This is a genomic window from Pseudomonas medicaginis, from assembly GCF_965119365.1.
Classification (GTDB): domain Bacteria; phylum Pseudomonadota; class Gammaproteobacteria; order Pseudomonadales; family Pseudomonadaceae; genus Aquipseudomonas.
In genome coordinates this window covers 1549980-1564864 of sequence record NZ_OZ221631.1, presented here as the reverse complement: position 1 = coordinate 1564864, position 14885 = coordinate 1549980, and the positions used below count along the sequence as shown (strand labels likewise).

Annotated in this window: 14 protein-coding genes; 3 read left to right on the top strand and 11 right to left on the bottom strand. The window is 60.7% G+C overall.

From position 1 onward, the window contains the following. The first annotated feature begins 449 nt into the window (after positions 1-449). Entirely contained in the window at positions 450-3017 is a 2568-nt protein-coding gene (gene mutS, locus ACMTA2_RS06800; protein ID WP_413795604.1) for a DNA mismatch repair protein MutS, read from the top strand. 143 nt (positions 3018-3160) lie between these two features. Then, positions 3161-3484, top strand: coding sequence for a ferredoxin FdxA (gene fdxA / locus ACMTA2_RS06795; RefSeq protein ID WP_030139464.1), 324 nt, complete (start codon positions 3161-3163; stop codon positions 3482-3484). A gap of 646 nt (positions 3485-4130) precedes the next feature. Here the strand turns inward: fdxA and rpoS are convergent. From rpoS to ACMTA2_RS06755, 8 genes are all read right to left on the bottom strand, one after another. Next, positions 4131-5138 carry an RNA polymerase sigma factor RpoS gene (rpoS, locus tag ACMTA2_RS06790; protein WP_047227588.1) on the bottom strand — a complete coding sequence of 336 codons (1008 nt, stop codon included), beginning with the start codon at positions 5136-5138 and terminating at the stop codon, positions 4131-4133. Positions 5139-5244: 106 nt separating this feature from the next. Next, positions 5245-6090, bottom strand: coding sequence for a peptidoglycan DD-metalloendopeptidase family protein (locus tag ACMTA2_RS06785; RefSeq protein ID WP_413794228.1), 846 nt, complete (start codon positions 6088-6090; stop codon positions 5245-5247). Positions 6091-6302: 212 nt separating this feature from the next. Then, complete coding sequence (locus tag ACMTA2_RS06780; protein ID WP_413795603.1) at positions 6303-6938, bottom strand: protein-L-isoaspartate(D-aspartate) O-methyltransferase; 636 nt, start codon at positions 6936-6938, stop codon at positions 6303-6305. Positions 6939-6979: 41 nt separating this feature from the next. Beyond that, positions 6980-7729, bottom strand: a complete 750-nt coding sequence (surE, locus tag ACMTA2_RS06775) for a 5'/3'-nucleotidase SurE (protein ID WP_038856712.1) — start codon at positions 7727-7729, stop codon at positions 6980-6982. After that, the gene (gene truD / locus ACMTA2_RS06770; RefSeq protein ID WP_413794227.1) at positions 7717-8775 is read right to left on the bottom strand and encodes a tRNA pseudouridine(13) synthase TruD; all 1059 of its coding nucleotides are present in this window, start codon (positions 8773-8775) and stop codon (positions 7717-7719) included. Before truD ends, surE begins: the two co-directional genes overlap by 13 nt. Next, positions 8772-9245: a 2-C-methyl-D-erythritol 2,4-cyclodiphosphate synthase gene (gene ispF / locus ACMTA2_RS06765; RefSeq protein WP_413794226.1), complete on the bottom strand. Its 474-nt coding sequence runs from the start codon at positions 9243-9245 to the stop codon at positions 8772-8774. The genes truD and ispF overlap by 4 nt, the downstream gene beginning before the upstream one ends. 43 nt (positions 9246-9288) lie before the next feature. Continuing rightward, on the bottom strand, positions 9289-10134 hold the full coding sequence (gene fghA / locus ACMTA2_RS06760) for an S-formylglutathione hydrolase (protein ID WP_413794225.1): 846 nt from the start codon (positions 10132-10134) through the stop codon (positions 9289-9291). Between the two features lie 8 nt (positions 10135-10142). Continuing rightward, on the bottom strand, positions 10143-11255 hold the full coding sequence (locus ACMTA2_RS06755; RefSeq protein WP_413794224.1) for an S-(hydroxymethyl)glutathione dehydrogenase/class III alcohol dehydrogenase: 1113 nt from the start codon (positions 11253-11255) through the stop codon (positions 10143-10145). Positions 11256-11363: 108 nt separating this feature from the next. On the opposite strand from ACMTA2_RS06755, the gene ACMTA2_RS06750 reads away from it, so the two are divergent. Next, the gene (locus ACMTA2_RS06750) at positions 11364-12260 is read left to right on the top strand and encodes a LysR family transcriptional regulator (RefSeq protein WP_413794223.1); all 897 of its coding nucleotides are present in this window, start codon (positions 11364-11366) and stop codon (positions 12258-12260) included. 167 nt (positions 12261-12427) lie between these two features. On the opposite strand, the gene ispD is transcribed toward ACMTA2_RS06750, so the two are convergent. The 3 genes from ispD to eno form a co-directional block, all read right to left on the bottom strand. Continuing rightward, positions 12428-13135 carry a 2-C-methyl-D-erythritol 4-phosphate cytidylyltransferase gene (gene ispD, locus ACMTA2_RS06745; RefSeq protein ID WP_413794222.1) on the bottom strand — a complete coding sequence of 236 codons (708 nt, stop codon included), beginning with the start codon at positions 13133-13135 and terminating at the stop codon, positions 12428-12430. After that, positions 13132-13410, bottom strand: coding sequence for a cell division protein FtsB (gene ftsB, locus ACMTA2_RS06740; RefSeq protein ID WP_413794221.1), 279 nt, complete (start codon positions 13408-13410; stop codon positions 13132-13134). Before ftsB ends, ispD begins: the two co-directional genes overlap by 4 nt. 171 nt (positions 13411-13581) lie before the next feature. Beyond that, on the bottom strand, positions 13582-14871 hold the full coding sequence (gene eno, locus ACMTA2_RS06735; RefSeq protein ID WP_413794220.1) for a phosphopyruvate hydratase: 1290 nt from the start codon (positions 14869-14871) through the stop codon (positions 13582-13584). Positions 14872-14885: the final 14 nt, after the last annotated feature.

Here is a 14885-nt window from a genome sequence, read left to right as displayed (position 1 = left end):
TGTCAGGCCGCCTCGCGGTGGACGTTGATCTCGGCGCCCCATTAACCACGCTGGCTGAACGAAGGTATTGCGCAGTGGGCAACCCGGCATGGATGCCGGGTTAGCCGCGCTGGGCCATGGATGGCCCTTCGCGGCGGCCCACGGAGCAATGCCTTCGTTCAGGCATGCCGAGCCTAGGCGAGGCACCGAGTGGTGGGGCATAAAGCGTTTTGCTTACTTTTGCGCTTCTCAAAAGTGAGCCGCCGTAAGGGCGGAACCCTAAGCAGCCGTTACCGCAGCAACGGATATGCCCCCAATCCCACATACACCCAACCCCAAAAACCACTCATGCCTGGGTCCCCCCCGACCACCCATGTTAACCTTGCGCCCATCGCGGAAAAGCCGGGCCAACGCCCCTCCTTTTGCCCCACACCTTTCAACGAGCTTCCCTGACACCCATGAATACCGCCGTGAACGACCTCTCCTCCCACACGCCCATGATGCAGCAATACTGGCGCCTGAAGAACCAGCACCCCGACCAGCTGATGTTCTACCGCATGGGCGACTTCTACGAGATCTTCTACGAGGACGCGAAGAAGGCCGCCAAGCTGCTGGACATCACACTGACGGCGCGTGGGCAATCGGCAGGCATGGCGATTCCGATGTGTGGGATTCCTTACCACGCGGCGGAAGGTTACCTGGCGAAACTGGTCAAGCTCGGCGAATCCGTAGTGATTTGCGAGCAGGTCGGCGACCCGGCCACCAGCAAAGGGCCGGTGGAGCGCCAGGTGGTGCGGATCATCACCCCGGGCACGGTCAGTGACGAAGCCTTGCTGGATGAACGCCGGGACAACCTGATCTCCGCGGTGCTGGGCGATGAGCGCTTGTTCGGCCTGGCGGTGCTGGACATCACCAGCGGTAACTTCTCGGTGCTGGAAATCAAGGGCTGGGAAAACCTGCTGGCGGAGCTGGAGCGGGTCAATCCGGTGGAGCTGTTGATCCCGGATGACTGGCCCAAAGACCTGCCGGCAGAAAAACGCCGAGGCGTGCGGCGTCGGGCGCCGTGGGATTTCGAGCGCGACTCGGCGCTGAAAAGTCTCTGCCAGCAGTTTTCCACCCAGGACCTCAAGGGCTTCGGTTGCGAGAACCTGACCCTGGCCATCGGCGCGGCCGGTTGCCTGCTGGCCTACGCCAAGGAAACCCAGCGCACCGCCCTGCCCCACTTGCGCAGCCTGCGGCACGAACGCCTGGATGACACCGTGGTGCTGGACGGCGCAAGCCGCCGCAACCTGGAACTGGACACCAACCTGGCCGGCGGACGCGACAACACCTTGCAATCGGTGGTTGATCGCTGCCAGACCGCCATGGGCAGCCGCCTGCTGACCCGCTGGTTGAATCGCCCGCTGCGGGACCTGACCGTGCTGCTGGCGCGCCAGTCCTCCATTACCTGCCTGCTGGATCGCTATCGCTTCGAGCAGTTGCAACCGCAACTCAAGGAAATCGGTGACATCGAGCGAATCCTGGCACGGATCGGCCTGCGCAATGCTCGCCCACGTGACCTGGCGCGCTTGCGCGATGCCCTCGGCGCGTTGCCTGAACTGCAGGTGGCGATGACCGACCTCGAAGCACCGCACCTGCAACAACTGGCGCGCACCACCAGCACCTACCCGGAGCTGGCCGCGCTGCTGGAAAAAGCCATTATCGACAACCCGCCGGCGGTGATCCGTGACGGTGGCGTGCTGAAAACCGGCTACGACGCCGAACTCGACGAGCTGCAAGCGCTGAGCGAGAACGCCGGCCAGTTCCTGATCGACCTCGAAGCCCGAGAAAAAGCCCGTACGGGTCTGGCTAACCTCAAGGTCGGCTACAACCGCATCCACGGTTATTTCATCGAATTGCCGAGCAAGCAGGCCGAACAGGCCCCGGCCGATTATGTTCGCCGCCAGACCCTCAAGGGCGCCGAGCGGTTCATCACCCCGGAACTCAAGGCGTTCGAAGACAAGGCGCTGTCGGCCAAGAGCCGCGCCCTGGCCCGGGAGAAGATGCTCTACGAAGCGCTGCTCGAGGATCTGATCAGCCAACTGCCGCCGTTACAGGACACCGCCGGCGCCCTGGCGGAACTGGATGTGCTGAGCAACCTGGCCGAACGCGCGCTGAACCTGGACCTCAACTGCCCACGTTTCGTCAGCGAGCCGTGCATGCGCATCAGCCAGGGTCGTCACCCAGTGGTCGAGCAAGTTCTGACCACGCCGTTCGTGGCCAACGACCTGAGCCTGGACGACAACACCCGCATGCTGGTGATCACCGGTCCGAACATGGGCGGTAAATCCACCTACATGCGCCAGACCGCGTTGATCGTGCTGCTGGCCCACATCGGCAGCTTCGTCCCGGCGGCCAGTTGCGAATTGTCCCTGGTGGACCGGATCTTCACCCGGATCGGTTCCAGCGACGACCTGGCTGGTGGACGTTCGACGTTCATGGTGGAAATGAGCGAAACCGCGAACATCCTGCACAACGCCACCGAACGCAGCCTGGTGCTGATGGACGAAGTCGGACGCGGTACCAGTACCTTCGACGGCTTGTCCCTGGCCTGGGCTGCGGCCGAGCGCCTCGCGCACCTGCGAGCCTACACGCTGTTCGCCACCCATTACTTCGAACTCACCGTGTTGCCGGAAAGCCAGCCGCTGGTGGCCAACGTCCACCTCAATGCCACCGAGCACAATGAACGCATCGTCTTCCTGCACCACGTGTTGCCTGGCCCGGCCAGCCAGAGCTACGGCCTGGCAGTGGCGCAACTGGCTGGCGTGCCGAGCGAAGTGATCAGCCGTGCCCGCGAGCACCTGAGCCGCCTGGAAACCACCAGCCTGCCCCACGAAGCACCGCGCCCGAGCAAGGGTAAACCGGCCGCGCCACAACAAAGCGACCTGTTCGCCAGCCTGCCTCATCCGGTGCTCGATGAACTGGCCAAGCTCGATCTGGACGACCTGACGCCACGCCGGGCTTTGGATTTGCTCTATACATTGAAGACACGGATCTAACGCACTGGCTTTCAAGCTGTTAGAATCTCGCGCGGTTTGGGATGCTGCGGACTTTTAGCCTGGTTCGCAGACTACCGCTCCCGAACCTGGCGACCCCAACCGTGAAGGGGATTCGCTGCCGCCGCCTGAGGAGAGAATGAGAAATGACCTTCGTCGTCACCGACAACTGCATCAAGTGCAAGTACACCGACTGCGTAGAAGTGTGTCCGGTGGACTGCTTTTACGAAGGGCCGAATTTCCTGGTCATTCACCCGGATGAGTGCATCGACTGTGCCCTGTGTGAACCGGAATGCCCGGCGAATGCCATCTTTTCGGAAGACGAAGTGCCGGCCGGCATGGAGAACTTCATCGAGCTGAACGCTGAACTGGCGGACATCTGGCCGAACATCACCGAGAAGAAAGACGCCCTGCCAGACGCTGAAGAGTGGGATGGCAAGACTGGCAAGATCGCAGACCTGGAACGCTGATTACCCATCGTTCGCTGAAAAGGCCCCTTGCGGGCCTTTTTGCTTTTCCGGATTCAAGAAATCGCAGGCAAAAAAAAGGGGCGGTTTGACCCGCCCACATTTTTTCCCTAATCCCTTTAATCCTATTCATCGTCCTGATGAATCGCATCCTGCGATGTCCTTCCGTTCCCATCATCCTTGACGGGTGTGTCTGTCCGTCGACACAGGACAGATATTAGTATTTTCCCAGGCGAGTGCAACGCGACTGATACAGGTGGGGTGGGCTGTCACGCGACATTCACAAAATAAAAATCTTTATAAATCATAGAATTACAAAAATATCTCGACGCTTATAGCTGTCTGTCCAGCCCATGAGAAACCGTTCACTTACGCAACACTAGGCAAAGGCTTACACGCTGAATCTATAAATAGAGAAGGCGTAGCAACGCACTTGTGGCGAGGGGATTTATCCCCGCTGGGGCGTAAAGCGGCCCTGAAACAGAACCCGCGGTGTTTCAATTCAATCATTTGGGACTGCTGCGCAGTCCAACGGGGATAAATCCCCTCGCCACAAGTGTGCATCGCATAGCGTAATGCTCACTACATCTGCTCAAAAACAGAAAAGCCCCGAACCAGTCGGGGCTTTTCTTGCTGCGCTGCACTCGGGTTATTGGAACAGCGACTCGCTCGACAGGCCATTCTTCTCCAGGATCTCCCGGAGACGCTTGAGGCCTTCCACCTGGATCTGCCGGACCCGCTCTCGGGTCAGTCCAATCTCCAGGCCAACGTCTTCAAGGGTACTGCTTTCATGCCCCCGCAAGCCGAAGCGGCGAATCACCACTTCCCGTTGCTTGTCCGTCAGCTCCGAGAGCCACTGGTCGATGCTCTGGGACAGATCGTCGTCCTGCAACAGCTCGCACGGATCGGTAGGTCGATCATCGGTGAGGGTATCGAGCAAGGTTTTATCCGAGTCCGGCCCCAGGGAAACATCCACCGAGGAGACCCGCTCGTTGAGCCCAAGCATGCGCTTGACCTCACCCACCGGTTTTTCCAGCAGGTTGGCGATTTCCTCGGGTGAAGGTTCATGGTCGAGTTTCTGGGTCAACTCACGGGCGGCCCGCAGGTAGACATTCAGTTCCTTGACCACATGAATCGGCAACCGGATCGTCCGGGTCTGGTTCATGATCGCCCGTTCGATGGTCTGGCGGATCCACCAGGTGGCGTAGGTCGAGAAGCGGAAGCCGCGCTCGGGGTCGAATTTCTCGACGGCGCGAATCAGGCCCAGGTTGCCCTCTTCGATCAGGTCCAGCAGCGAAAGCCCGCGATTGACGTAGCGTCGGGCGATTTTCACCACCAGGCGCAGGTTGCTTTCAATCATGCGTTTTCGACCGGCCGGGTCGCCACTTTGCGACAGCCGCGCAAAATGAACTTCTTCCTCGGGGGAGAGCAGTGGCGAGAAACCGATTTCGTTGAGGTACAGCTGAGTGGCGTCCAGCGCCCGGGTGTAATCGATGTACTTATGTTGTTTAAGTGAAGCGGAGTGTCTGGATTTGGCACGAACGGAAGGTGGAGTCGCCCCTTCATCATTCGACATCGAATCCATAGCGATGCCGGTCTCCATAAGGAGAACCTCATCGTCGATGTCAAACTCCGGCACTTCTTTACTGAGAGCCATTGTTATAGTCCTTTGGTGAGTTCGACCTCAAGCTCAAGCGACGCCTTTATCCTTGGCAACGCTGGAGCCTGTTCCCTCTACGTGACGGAACAGGCTGACAATCAAATCAACGTCGCGGCAGGAATTGCAGCGGATCGACGGGTTTACCTTGTCGGCGAATCTCAAAATGCAGTTTCACCCGGTCTGTTCCCGTTGATCCCATTTCGGCAATTGTCTGTCCGACCTTGACCTGCTGCCCCTCCCGAACCAACAGCCTGCGGTTGTGACCGTAGGCACTGACGTAGGTATCGCTGTGTTTGATGATGACGAGTTCGCCGTAGCCCCTCAAACCACTCCCGGCGTACACAACCGTGCCATCAGACGCAGCTAAAACAGGCTGTCCCAAATCCCCGGCGATATCAATTCCTTTATTCAAACTACCGTTTGAAGAGAATTTTCCAATGAGAACGCCATTAGAAGGCCATCCCCAGCCGGTCGGGGCGGGGCCTGCGGGAGGCATCGGAGCAGGGGCTGGTTTGCTCGCGACGGACGGTACTACCGCCGTCCCAGCCCCCACCGGCCGGCGGATGACCGTGGTTTTGCTCGATGACGAAGGCGTCGAACCCGACTGTGTCACCACCGCGGTAGGCGTTGAACCGCTACGGCCATCGAAGCGAATCGTCTGACCGGGGTGAATCGTATAAGGCGCAGGAATGTTGTTGCGCGCCGCGAGGGCTTTGTAGTCCCAGCCGTAGCGAAAAGCGATGGAAAACAGGGTATCGCCGCGACGGACTACATATTGGCCGGTCGTTACCGTAGGACGTTGAGGTGCTGCGCTGTTGCGATCGACAACCCGGACATTGCTCGACGGCGTACTGGAACAACCGACCAGCAAAGTGCTCAAGACAAGGCCAGTCACCAGGCGCTGAAAGCTCGTGATACCCATACGCTGCGCAATGACTGTGAGACTCACCCGCCGCTCCCTTTGTGGTGGCTGAAAAAATTGGAGGCTGCCTGTCCAGGCAGCGTTCATACAAATATAGCTGGCGACGACCGCGCCTCTATTAATGAAGCGCACGGTGCCGTCGCACACGTTTGCTCGACGCTCTTGGGCGCTGTTCAGCGAATCCGTGCCGCTGTAAGACACAGGCGTGGCTACAGAATTCAGCGTCCGTTTGTAAATGCTCAGGCCAACGGTCCATTGAGCAACGGCACAAACCGCACAGCACCCAGGACGTGCCGCGAAAAACCGTGCTCTTCGCGCACGATCAGCATCAGTTGCTGGACTTCACCGGCGCCCACCGGGATGACCAACCGGCCACCGGGGGCCAACTGATCCAGCAAGGCCTGGGGCACGTCGGTGGCCACGGCGGTCACGATGATGCCGTTGTACGGCGCCAAGGCCGGCCAACCTTCCCAGCCATCGCCCCAACGAAACACCACGTTGCGCAGGTTCAGCTCGGCCAGACGCTCCTTGGCGCGATCCTGCAGGACCTTGATCCGCTCGACGGAAAACACCCGCTCGACCAACTGCGACAACACTGCCGTCTGGTAACCCGAACCGGTGCCGATCTCCATCACCTTGTCCAATGGCCCTGCTTCCAGCAGCAACTCGCTCATGCGGGCCACCATGTACGGCTGGGAAATGGTCTGGTTGTGGCCGATCGGCAACGCCGTGTCTTCATAGGCGCGGTGGGCCAGGGCTTCATCGACGAACAGATGGCGCGGTGTGCGGCGAATCACTTCCAACACCTGGGCGTTGGACAGGCCTTCTTCGTAGAGCCTCTGGATCAGTCGTTCACGGGTGCGCTGGGAGGTCATGCCGATTCCGCGGCGCAGCATATCGTCTTGCTCACGAGCCATCAGCGCAGCCCCTCCAGCCAGCCATCGAGATTTCGAAAGGCGTCGTTGAAGGTACGGTCCAACTGCAACGGCGTGATCGAGACATAACCTTGCATCACCGCATGGAAATCAGTGCCCGGCCCGCCGTCTTCGGCATCACCGGCAGCGGCGATCCAGTAACCGGCCTTGCCGCGCGGGTCGACGACATGCATCGGTTTGGCGGCCCGGGCACGGTGGCCCAGGCGGGTGAGCTGGATGCCACGGATGTGATCGAGCGGCAGGTTGGGGATATTCACGTTCAGCACCGTGCGTGGTGGCAGCTCCAACTCGCCGTGGGCTTCGACCAGTTTACGGGCGAAGTAGGCAGCGGTCGGCAAGTTATCGACCTGTCGCGAAACAAACGAAAAGGCAAACGATGGCTTGTCCAGGAAACGACCTTCCAGGGCGGCGGCGACCGTGCCGGAATACAGCACGTCATCCCCCAGGTTGGCCCCCAGGTTGATACCCGACACCACCATGTCCGGCTCACGCTCCAAGAGGCCGTTGAGGCCCAGGTGCACGCAATCGGTCGGGGTGCCGTTGAGGCTGATGAAACCGTTGTCCAGATAGCAGGGGTGCAAAGGACGGTCGAGCGTCAGCGAGCTGCTGGCGCCGCTTTTGTCCTGGTCCGGGGCGATGACCACGCACTCGGCAAAATCCGCCAGCGCAGCATAAAGCGCGGCAAGACCGGGTGCTGTCACCCCGTCGTCGTTAGAAATCAGAATACGCATGGGCTGTCCGTCTGCCCCACCGGCACCAGATCGACGAGTTCGCGCACCAAGACAGTGGCGAAACATCCGGCCGGCAGGACGAATTCCAGTTGCAGAATGTCTAGCGAGGGATAATGCCACGACAGCCCGCCAATGGGCAGTCGCAGGATGCGACGTTCGTGACTCATTCCCGCGTTTATCAACCAGTCCCGCAAGTCGGCCTCGCCCGCGGCAACGGCTTGTTCCAGTTCGAACGTCGCGCCGGCGGCAGGCGAAGGCCCCTCGCCCCACTGGGGCCCGGTCGGATGCAGGTCGAGAATGGCCAGGCGTGGGTCGCTGCACTCAGCCTCACCGGCGGGGAAGAAACTGCGGCTGTCGGTGAAGGCGAGCAAGTCGCCCACCTGGGCGTGCTGCCAGGTACCGTCGGCGACCCGCGCCGCCAGCACCCGGTTGAACAGAAAGCTGCGGGCGGTGGACAACAACCGCGAGCGCACATTGCGCTGCTCCGGCAAGGCCTTGCGTGCCGCCCAGGCACGGGCATCGACGACATTGCCGCCGTCATGGCCGAAACGCTGGGCGCCAAAATAGTTGGGAATGCCCAAGCGGGCAATCTGTTGCAGACGCGCGTCGATCGCCGCCGCGTCGCCCTTGAACTGGGTCAGGCGCAAGGTAAAGCCGTTGGCCGAATGGGCCCCACGTTGAAGCTTGCGCTTGTGGCGTGCGGTCTTGAGGATCTTCAGCGTGTCGTTCTCTGCCGCCGACAAGTCAGGATCAGCCTTGCCTGGCAATTGGACACTGAACCATTGGCGGGTCAGGGCTTGACGGTCCTTGAGCCCGGCGTAGCTGACGGTGCGCAACGGCACGTCGGCGGCCTTGGCGATTCGCCGGGCAGCCTCTTCGGTGTTCAAGCCGCGTTTCTCGACCCAGATCCACAAGTGCTCGCCGTCACCGGTCAACGGGATGTCGAGCACTTCATCGACCTGGAAATCTTCAGCGGTGGCCTTGAGTACCGCACTGCCCAGCGGTTCGCCGTAGGCCCGCGGCCCCAACAGTTCCAGTTCGGTCATGGGCGCAGCAACAAGGCAACGGAATGGACGGCAATGCCTTCTTCGCGACCGACGAAACCAAGCTTCTCGGTGGTGGTGGCTTTCACGTTCACTTGGTCCAACTCAACTTGAAGATCCTCGGCGATCAAGTGGCGCATCGCTTCGATGTGCGGGGCCATTTTGGGGGCCTGGGCAACGATGGTGTTATCGACATTGCCGACTTTCCAGCCCTTGGCGTGGATCAGCGCGACCACATGGCGAAGCAGCACGCGGCTGTCGGCGCCCTTGAACTTGGGGTCGGTGTCGGGGAAGTGCTGGCCGATGTCTCCCAGGGCCGCCGCGCCGAGCAGTGCATCGCTCAAGGCGTGCAGCAGGACGTCACCGTCAGAATGCGCAAGCAGCCCGAAGCCGTGTGCGATCCGCACGCCGCCCAGGGTAATGAAGTCGCCTTCAGCGAAACGGTGAACATCGTAGCCGTGGCCAATACGCATAAAAAAACGCCCCGATTTTTGTCAGGGCGTGATTCTACCTGCATTAGACGTTTAGAGCGCGCGCATGATGCTGCAAGTGGTCGTCAATGAAGCTGGCGATGAAGAAGTAGCTGTGGTCGTAGCCCGGTTGCAGGCGCAGCTCCAACGGATGGCCGGCGGATTTGGCCGCCTGTTGCAGCGCTTCGGGCTTGAGTTGGTTGGCCAGGAAATCATCGCGATCACCCTGGTCCACCAGCAACGGCAGCTTCTCCTGCGCCTCGGCAATCAATGCACAGGCATCCCATTCCCGCCATTTCGAACGGTCTTCCCCCAGGTAACGGGAGAAAGCCTTCTGGCCCCATGGGCAATCCATCGGGTTGTTGATCGGCGAAAAGGCCGACACCGAACGGTAACGCCCGGGGTTGCGCAAGGCGCAGACCAGCGCACCGTGGCCGCCCATGGAGTGACCACTGATGCCGCGCTTGTCCGAGGCTGGGAAATGCGCTTCGACCAGCGCCGGCAATTCCTGCACCACGTAGTCATGCATCCGATAGTGCCGCACCCATGGATCCTGCGTGGCGTTCAGATAAAAACCCGCCCCCAGGCCGAAGTCCCAGGCATTGTCCGGATCGCCCGGCACATCGGCGCCACGGGGGCTGGTGTCCGGCGCGACGATGATCAGCCCCAGTTCGGCGGCCATGCGCTGGGCACCGGCCTTTTGCATGAAGTTCTCGTCGGTGCAGGTCAACCCGGACAACCAGTACAGAACAGGCAACTTGCCGCCCTGCTCCGCTTGCGGTGGCAGGTACACGGCAAACACCATGTCGCAACCCAGCACGTCGGAACGGTGCCGGTAACGTTTGTGCCAGCCGCCGAAGCTTTTCTGGCAAGAAATGTTTTCCAGGCTCATGACCGACCTCAGAAATGGATAACGGTGCGGATGCTCTTGCCTTCATGCATCAGGTCGAACGCCTTGTTGATATCTTCCAGGCCCATGGTGTGGGTGATGAAGGTATCCAGCGGGATCTCGCCCTTTTCGGCCATTTCCACATAGCTTGGCAATTCGCTGCGACCGCGCACGCCACCAAAGGCCGAACCGCGCCAGACGCGCCCGGTCACCAGTTGGAAAGGACGGGTGGCGATTTCCTGGCCGGCACCGGCCACGCCGATGATCACCGACTCGCCCCAGCCTTTGTGGCAGCACTCCAGGGCCGCACGCATCAACTGGACATTGCCGATGCACTCGAAGGAAAAGTCCACGCCGCCGTCCGTCATGTCCACGATCACTTCCTGGATCGGACGGTCGAAGTCTTTCGGGTTGACGCAATCGGTGGCACCCAGTTGCTTGGCGATTTCGAACTTGGCCGGGTTGATGTCGATGGCGATGATCCGCGCGGCCTTGGCCTTCACGGCGCCGATTACCGCCGACAGGCCGATGCCGCCCAGGCCGAAGATTGCCACGGTGTCACCCGGTTTGACCTTGGCGGTGTTGAGCACCGCACCGATGCCGGTGGTGACGCCGCAACCCAGCAGGCAGACCTTTTCCAGCGGGGCTTCTTTTTGAATCTTCGCGACGGAGATTTCCGGCAGCACGGTGTACTCAGAGAATGTCGAGGTGCCCATGTAATGGAAAATCGTCTCGCCCTTGTAGGAAAAACGCGAAGTGCCGTCCGGCATCAGGCCTTTGCCCTGGGTGGCGCGAATCGCCTGGCAGAGGTTGGTCTTGCCCGACTTGCAGAATTTGCACTGGCCGCACTCAGGCGTGTACAGCGGAATGACATGGTCGCCCACCGCCATCGAGGTCACGCCTTCGCCGATGGCTTCGACAATGGCGCCGCCTTCATGGCCCAGGATCGACGGGAAGATGCCTTCCGGGTCGGCGCCCGACAAGGTGTAGGCGTCGGTGTGGCAGACACCGGAAGCCACCACGCGCAGCAGCACTTCGCCCGCCTTGGGCATGGCCACGTCGACCTCAACGATTTCCAGGGGTTTCTTGGCCTCGAAGGCAACGGCAGCGCGCGACTTGATCATCCGGGTTTCTCCAGCAAATAAATACAGGTCCGGGAGTGTAATCCTCCGCCAGACAATGAATAATCCAGCCAAAAGCAAAACATTATTGCCGTACAGGGATAATCCTTCATGTCCGATAACCGCTGGGAAGGCATCGACGAATTTGTGGCGGTGGCCGAATGCAGCCAATTCACCGCTGCCGCCGAGCGCCTCGGGGTATCGTCCTCCCATATCAGTCGACAAATCGTACGGCTCGAAGAACGTCTACAAACACGTTTGCTGTACCGCAGTACCCGCCGGGTGACGCTGACCGAAGCCGGGCAAACCTTTTTGCAGCATTGCCAGCGCCTGCAGGACGGACGCGAGGAAGCACTGCGGGCCGTCGGCGACCTGGCCAGCGAACCCAAGGGCATGCTGCGCATGACCTGCGCCGTGGCCTATGGCGAGCGGTTTATCGTGCCGCTGGTGACGCGGTTCATGGGGCTTTACCCGCAGTTGCGGGTCGACATCGAGCTGAGCAATCGCCCCCTGGACCTGGTGCATGAGAGCCTGGACCTGGCGATTCGCCTGGGTCGCTTGCAGGACTCTCGCCTGGTCGCCACGCGCCTGGCGCCGCGACGCATGTACGTGTGCGCGTCTCCCTCTTATCTGGAACGCTACGGCCGCCCCCACAGCGTGTCGGAATTGAGCCGTCACAATTGCCTGATCGGCAGCTCCGACATCTGGCAGCTGGAGCAGAATGGGCGGGAATTTTCCCAGCGAGTGCAGGGAAACTGGCGCTGCAACAGTGGGCAAGCGGTGCTCGATGCGGCGTTGCAAGGGGTGGGGTTGTGCCAACTGCCGGATTATTACGTGCTGGAGCATTTGCACAGTGGTGCATTGATCTCGCTGCTGGAGGCTCATCAACCGCCGAATACGGCGGTGTGGGCGTTGTATCCACAGCAGCGACACCTGTCGCCGAAGGTCCGCAAGTTGGTGGATTACTTGAAGGAAGGGTTGGCTGAGCGGCCGGAGTATCGGGGATGACAGTGGTTTTTTGTCGTCTGGGGTGACGCCATCGCGAGCAAGCTCGCTCCCACAGGGATTATCGTCGAATGATGGTCAAGTGTTCACCCCAACCCACTGTGGGAGCGAGCTCGCTCGCGATGGCGCCGGCCCAAACGATGACGATCCAACGAGGAAACAGATCCGGCTTAATGCCGGTTCGCCCAGCGCTGGCGCAGCCACTCCAGGTCTTCCGGCCGGGTGATCTTGATGTTATCGGCCCGCCCTTCGATCAACCGAGGCGCCTGCCCCGCCCATTCCATGGCGGACGCTTCATCGGTAATCACCGCATCCGCCACCAGGCTGTCGGCCAAGGCCCGATGCAAGGCACCGAGGCGGAACATCTGTGGCGTGTAGGCTTGCCAGATCACGCTGCGATCAACGGTCTCCAGCACGCGGCCGTGTTTGTCGACGCGCTTGAGGGTGTCGCGCGCCGGGACAGCCAGCAGGCCACCGACCGGATCGGTCGCCAACTCGCTGAGCAGCGTGTCCAGGTCGTCCCGGGCCAGGTTGGGCCGGGCCGCATCGTGCACCAGCACCCAGTCGTGATCGTCGGCGCCTTGCTCGTGCAAGTGCAGCAAGGCATTGAGCACTGAATCCGAACGTTGCTCGCCACCGTCGACACGCTGGATGCGTGGGTCGCTGGCGCAGGCCAGGGTCGGCCAGTAAGGATCATCGTGTGCAAGGCTGACCACCACGCCCTTGACGGTGGGGTGGTCGAGGAAACAGCCGAGGCTGTGTTCAAGAATTGTGCGTCCGCCCAGTTGCAGGTATTGCTTGGGACGATCGGCGGCCATCCGGGCACCAACGCCCGCGGCAGGAATCACGGCCCAGAAGGCCGGCAAACGCATACTCATTGGGCTAACTGATAGAGGGTTTCACCCTCCTTGACCATGCCCAGTTCATGTCGAGCCCGCTCTTCAACGGTCTCCATGCCTTTTTTCAACTCGGTCACTTCCGCGTCCATCACCCGATTACGCTCCAGCAGTGCCTCGTTTTCAGCATGTTGGTCGGCAATTTGCTGAGTCAGGTCGGCCACTTGCGCCAGGCTGCCACTGCCCACCCACAGGCGGTACTGCAGGCCGGCCAGCAACATGAGCAAGACAAGAAACAACCAATTGGGACTGCGCATCGAATATCAGGTATCCAGTGAAAAAAGACCGCCATGCCAAACTTTGAAGCGTCTGATAGCACGAAGCCTGGAGAATCCAGGCTTGTGCTTGATAAGGCATCAGATTAGAGGCAAAACCGCCGCCATGGCGACTTTTGCGACCTAATCCGCTGTCTTTTTACCATTTACCGCTTAACCGCGAAACTCGGCGCGACCGTTGTACTTGGCCTTGCCATTCAGTTGCTCTTCGATACGCAGCAATTGGTTGTACTTGGAAACGCGGTCGGAACGGCACAGCGAACCGGTCTTGATCTGACCTGCCGCAGTGCCCACGGCCAGGTCGGCAATGGTCGAGTCTTCGGTTTCACCGGAGCGGTGGGAGATCACGGCGGTGTAGCCGGCGGCCTTGGCCATCTGGATGGCTTCCAGGGTTTCGGTCAGGGTGCCGATCTGGTTGAACTTGATCAGGATCGAGTTGGCGATCTTCTTGTCGATGCCTTCTTTCAGGATCTTGGTGTTGGTCACGAACAGGTCGTCACCCACCAGTTGGGTCTTCTCGCCGATCTTGTCGGTGAGGATCTTCCAGCCGGCCCAGTCGGACTCGTCCAGACCGTCTTCGATGGAGATGATCGGGTAACGTTCGGTCAGGCCCTTGAGGTAGTCGGCGAAACCTTCGGCGGTGAACACCTGGCCTTCGCCGGACAGGTTGTACTTACCGTCTTCGAAGAACTCACTGGCGGCGCAGTCCAGGGCCAGGGTCACGTCGGTGCCCAGCGTGTAGCCCGCGTTGGCCACGGCTTCGGAGATCACTTTCAGCGCGTCTTCGTTGGACGCCAGGTTCGGTGCGAAACCGCCTTCGTCGCCCACTGCAGTGCTCAGGCCACGGGCTTTGAGCACAGCCTTGAGGTGATGGAAAATCTCGGTGCCCATGCGCAGGCCTTCGGAGAAGGTCTTGGCGCCAACCGGCTGGACCATGAATTCCTGGATGTCGACGTTGTTATCGGCATGCTCGCCGCCGTTGATGATGTTCATCATCGGCACCGGCATCGAGTAGACACCCGGGGTACCGTTGAGGTTGGCGATGTGAGCGTACAGCGGCAGGTCCTGGTCCTGGGCAGCGGCCTTGGCAGCGGCCAGGGACACGGCGAGGATCGCGTTGGCGCCCAGTGTGGCTTTGTTTTCGGTACCGTCGAGCTTGATCATCGCGTGATCGAGGGCTTTCTGATCGGCAGGATCCTTGCCCAGCAACAATTCGCGGATCGGACCGTTGATGTTGGCGACGGCGTTGAGCACGCCCTTGCCCAGGTAACGGCTCTTGTCGCCATCACGCAGCTCCAGCGCTTCGCGCGAGCCAGTGGAAGCACCGGACGGCGCGCAGGCGCTGCCGATGATACCGTTGTCGAGAAGCACGTCCGCTTCAACAGTGGGGTTGCCACGGGAGTCGAGAACTTCACGACCTTTGATGTCGACGATTTTTGCCATTGTTGTAAACACTC

Bases quoted from the DNA above. Each gene is read 5' to 3' on its own strand.
- fdxA (WP_030139464.1), top strand. From the start codon at position 3,161: ATGACCTTCGTCGTCACCGACAACTGCATCAAGTGCAAGTACACCGAC.
- rpoS (WP_047227588.1), bottom strand. From the start codon at position 5,138: ATGGCTCTCAGTAAAGAAGTGCCGGAGTTTGACATCGACGATGAGGTT.
- ACMTA2_RS06780 (WP_413795603.1), bottom strand. From the start codon at position 6,938: ATGACCTCCCAGCGCACCCGTGAACGACTGATCCAGAGGCTCTACGAA.
- surE (WP_038856712.1), bottom strand. From the start codon at position 7,729: ATGCGTATTCTGATTTCTAACGACGACGGGGTGACAGCACCCGGTCTT.
- truD (WP_413794227.1), bottom strand. From the start codon at position 8,775: ATGACCGAACTGGAACTGTTGGGGCCGCGGGCCTACGGCGAACCGCTG.
- ispF (WP_413794226.1), bottom strand. From the start codon at position 9,245: ATGCGTATTGGCCACGGCTACGATGTTCACCGTTTCGCTGAAGGCGAC.
- fghA (WP_413794225.1), bottom strand. From the start codon at position 10,134: ATGAGCCTGGAAAACATTTCTTGCCAGAAAAGCTTCGGCGGCTGGCAC.
- ACMTA2_RS06755 (WP_413794224.1), bottom strand. From the start codon at position 11,255: ATGATCAAGTCGCGCGCTGCCGTTGCCTTCGAGGCCAAGAAACCCCTG.
- ACMTA2_RS06750 (WP_413794223.1), top strand. From the start codon at position 11,364: ATGTCCGATAACCGCTGGGAAGGCATCGACGAATTTGTGGCGGTGGCC.
- ispD (WP_413794222.1), bottom strand. From the start codon at position 13,135: ATGAGTATGCGTTTGCCGGCCTTCTGGGCCGTGATTCCTGCCGCGGGC.
- ftsB (WP_413794221.1), bottom strand. From the start codon at position 13,410: ATGCGCAGTCCCAATTGGTTGTTTCTTGTCTTGCTCATGTTGCTGGCC.
- eno (WP_413794220.1), bottom strand. From the start codon at position 14,871: ATGGCAAAAATCGTCGACATCAAAGGTCGTGAAGTTCTCGACTCCCGT.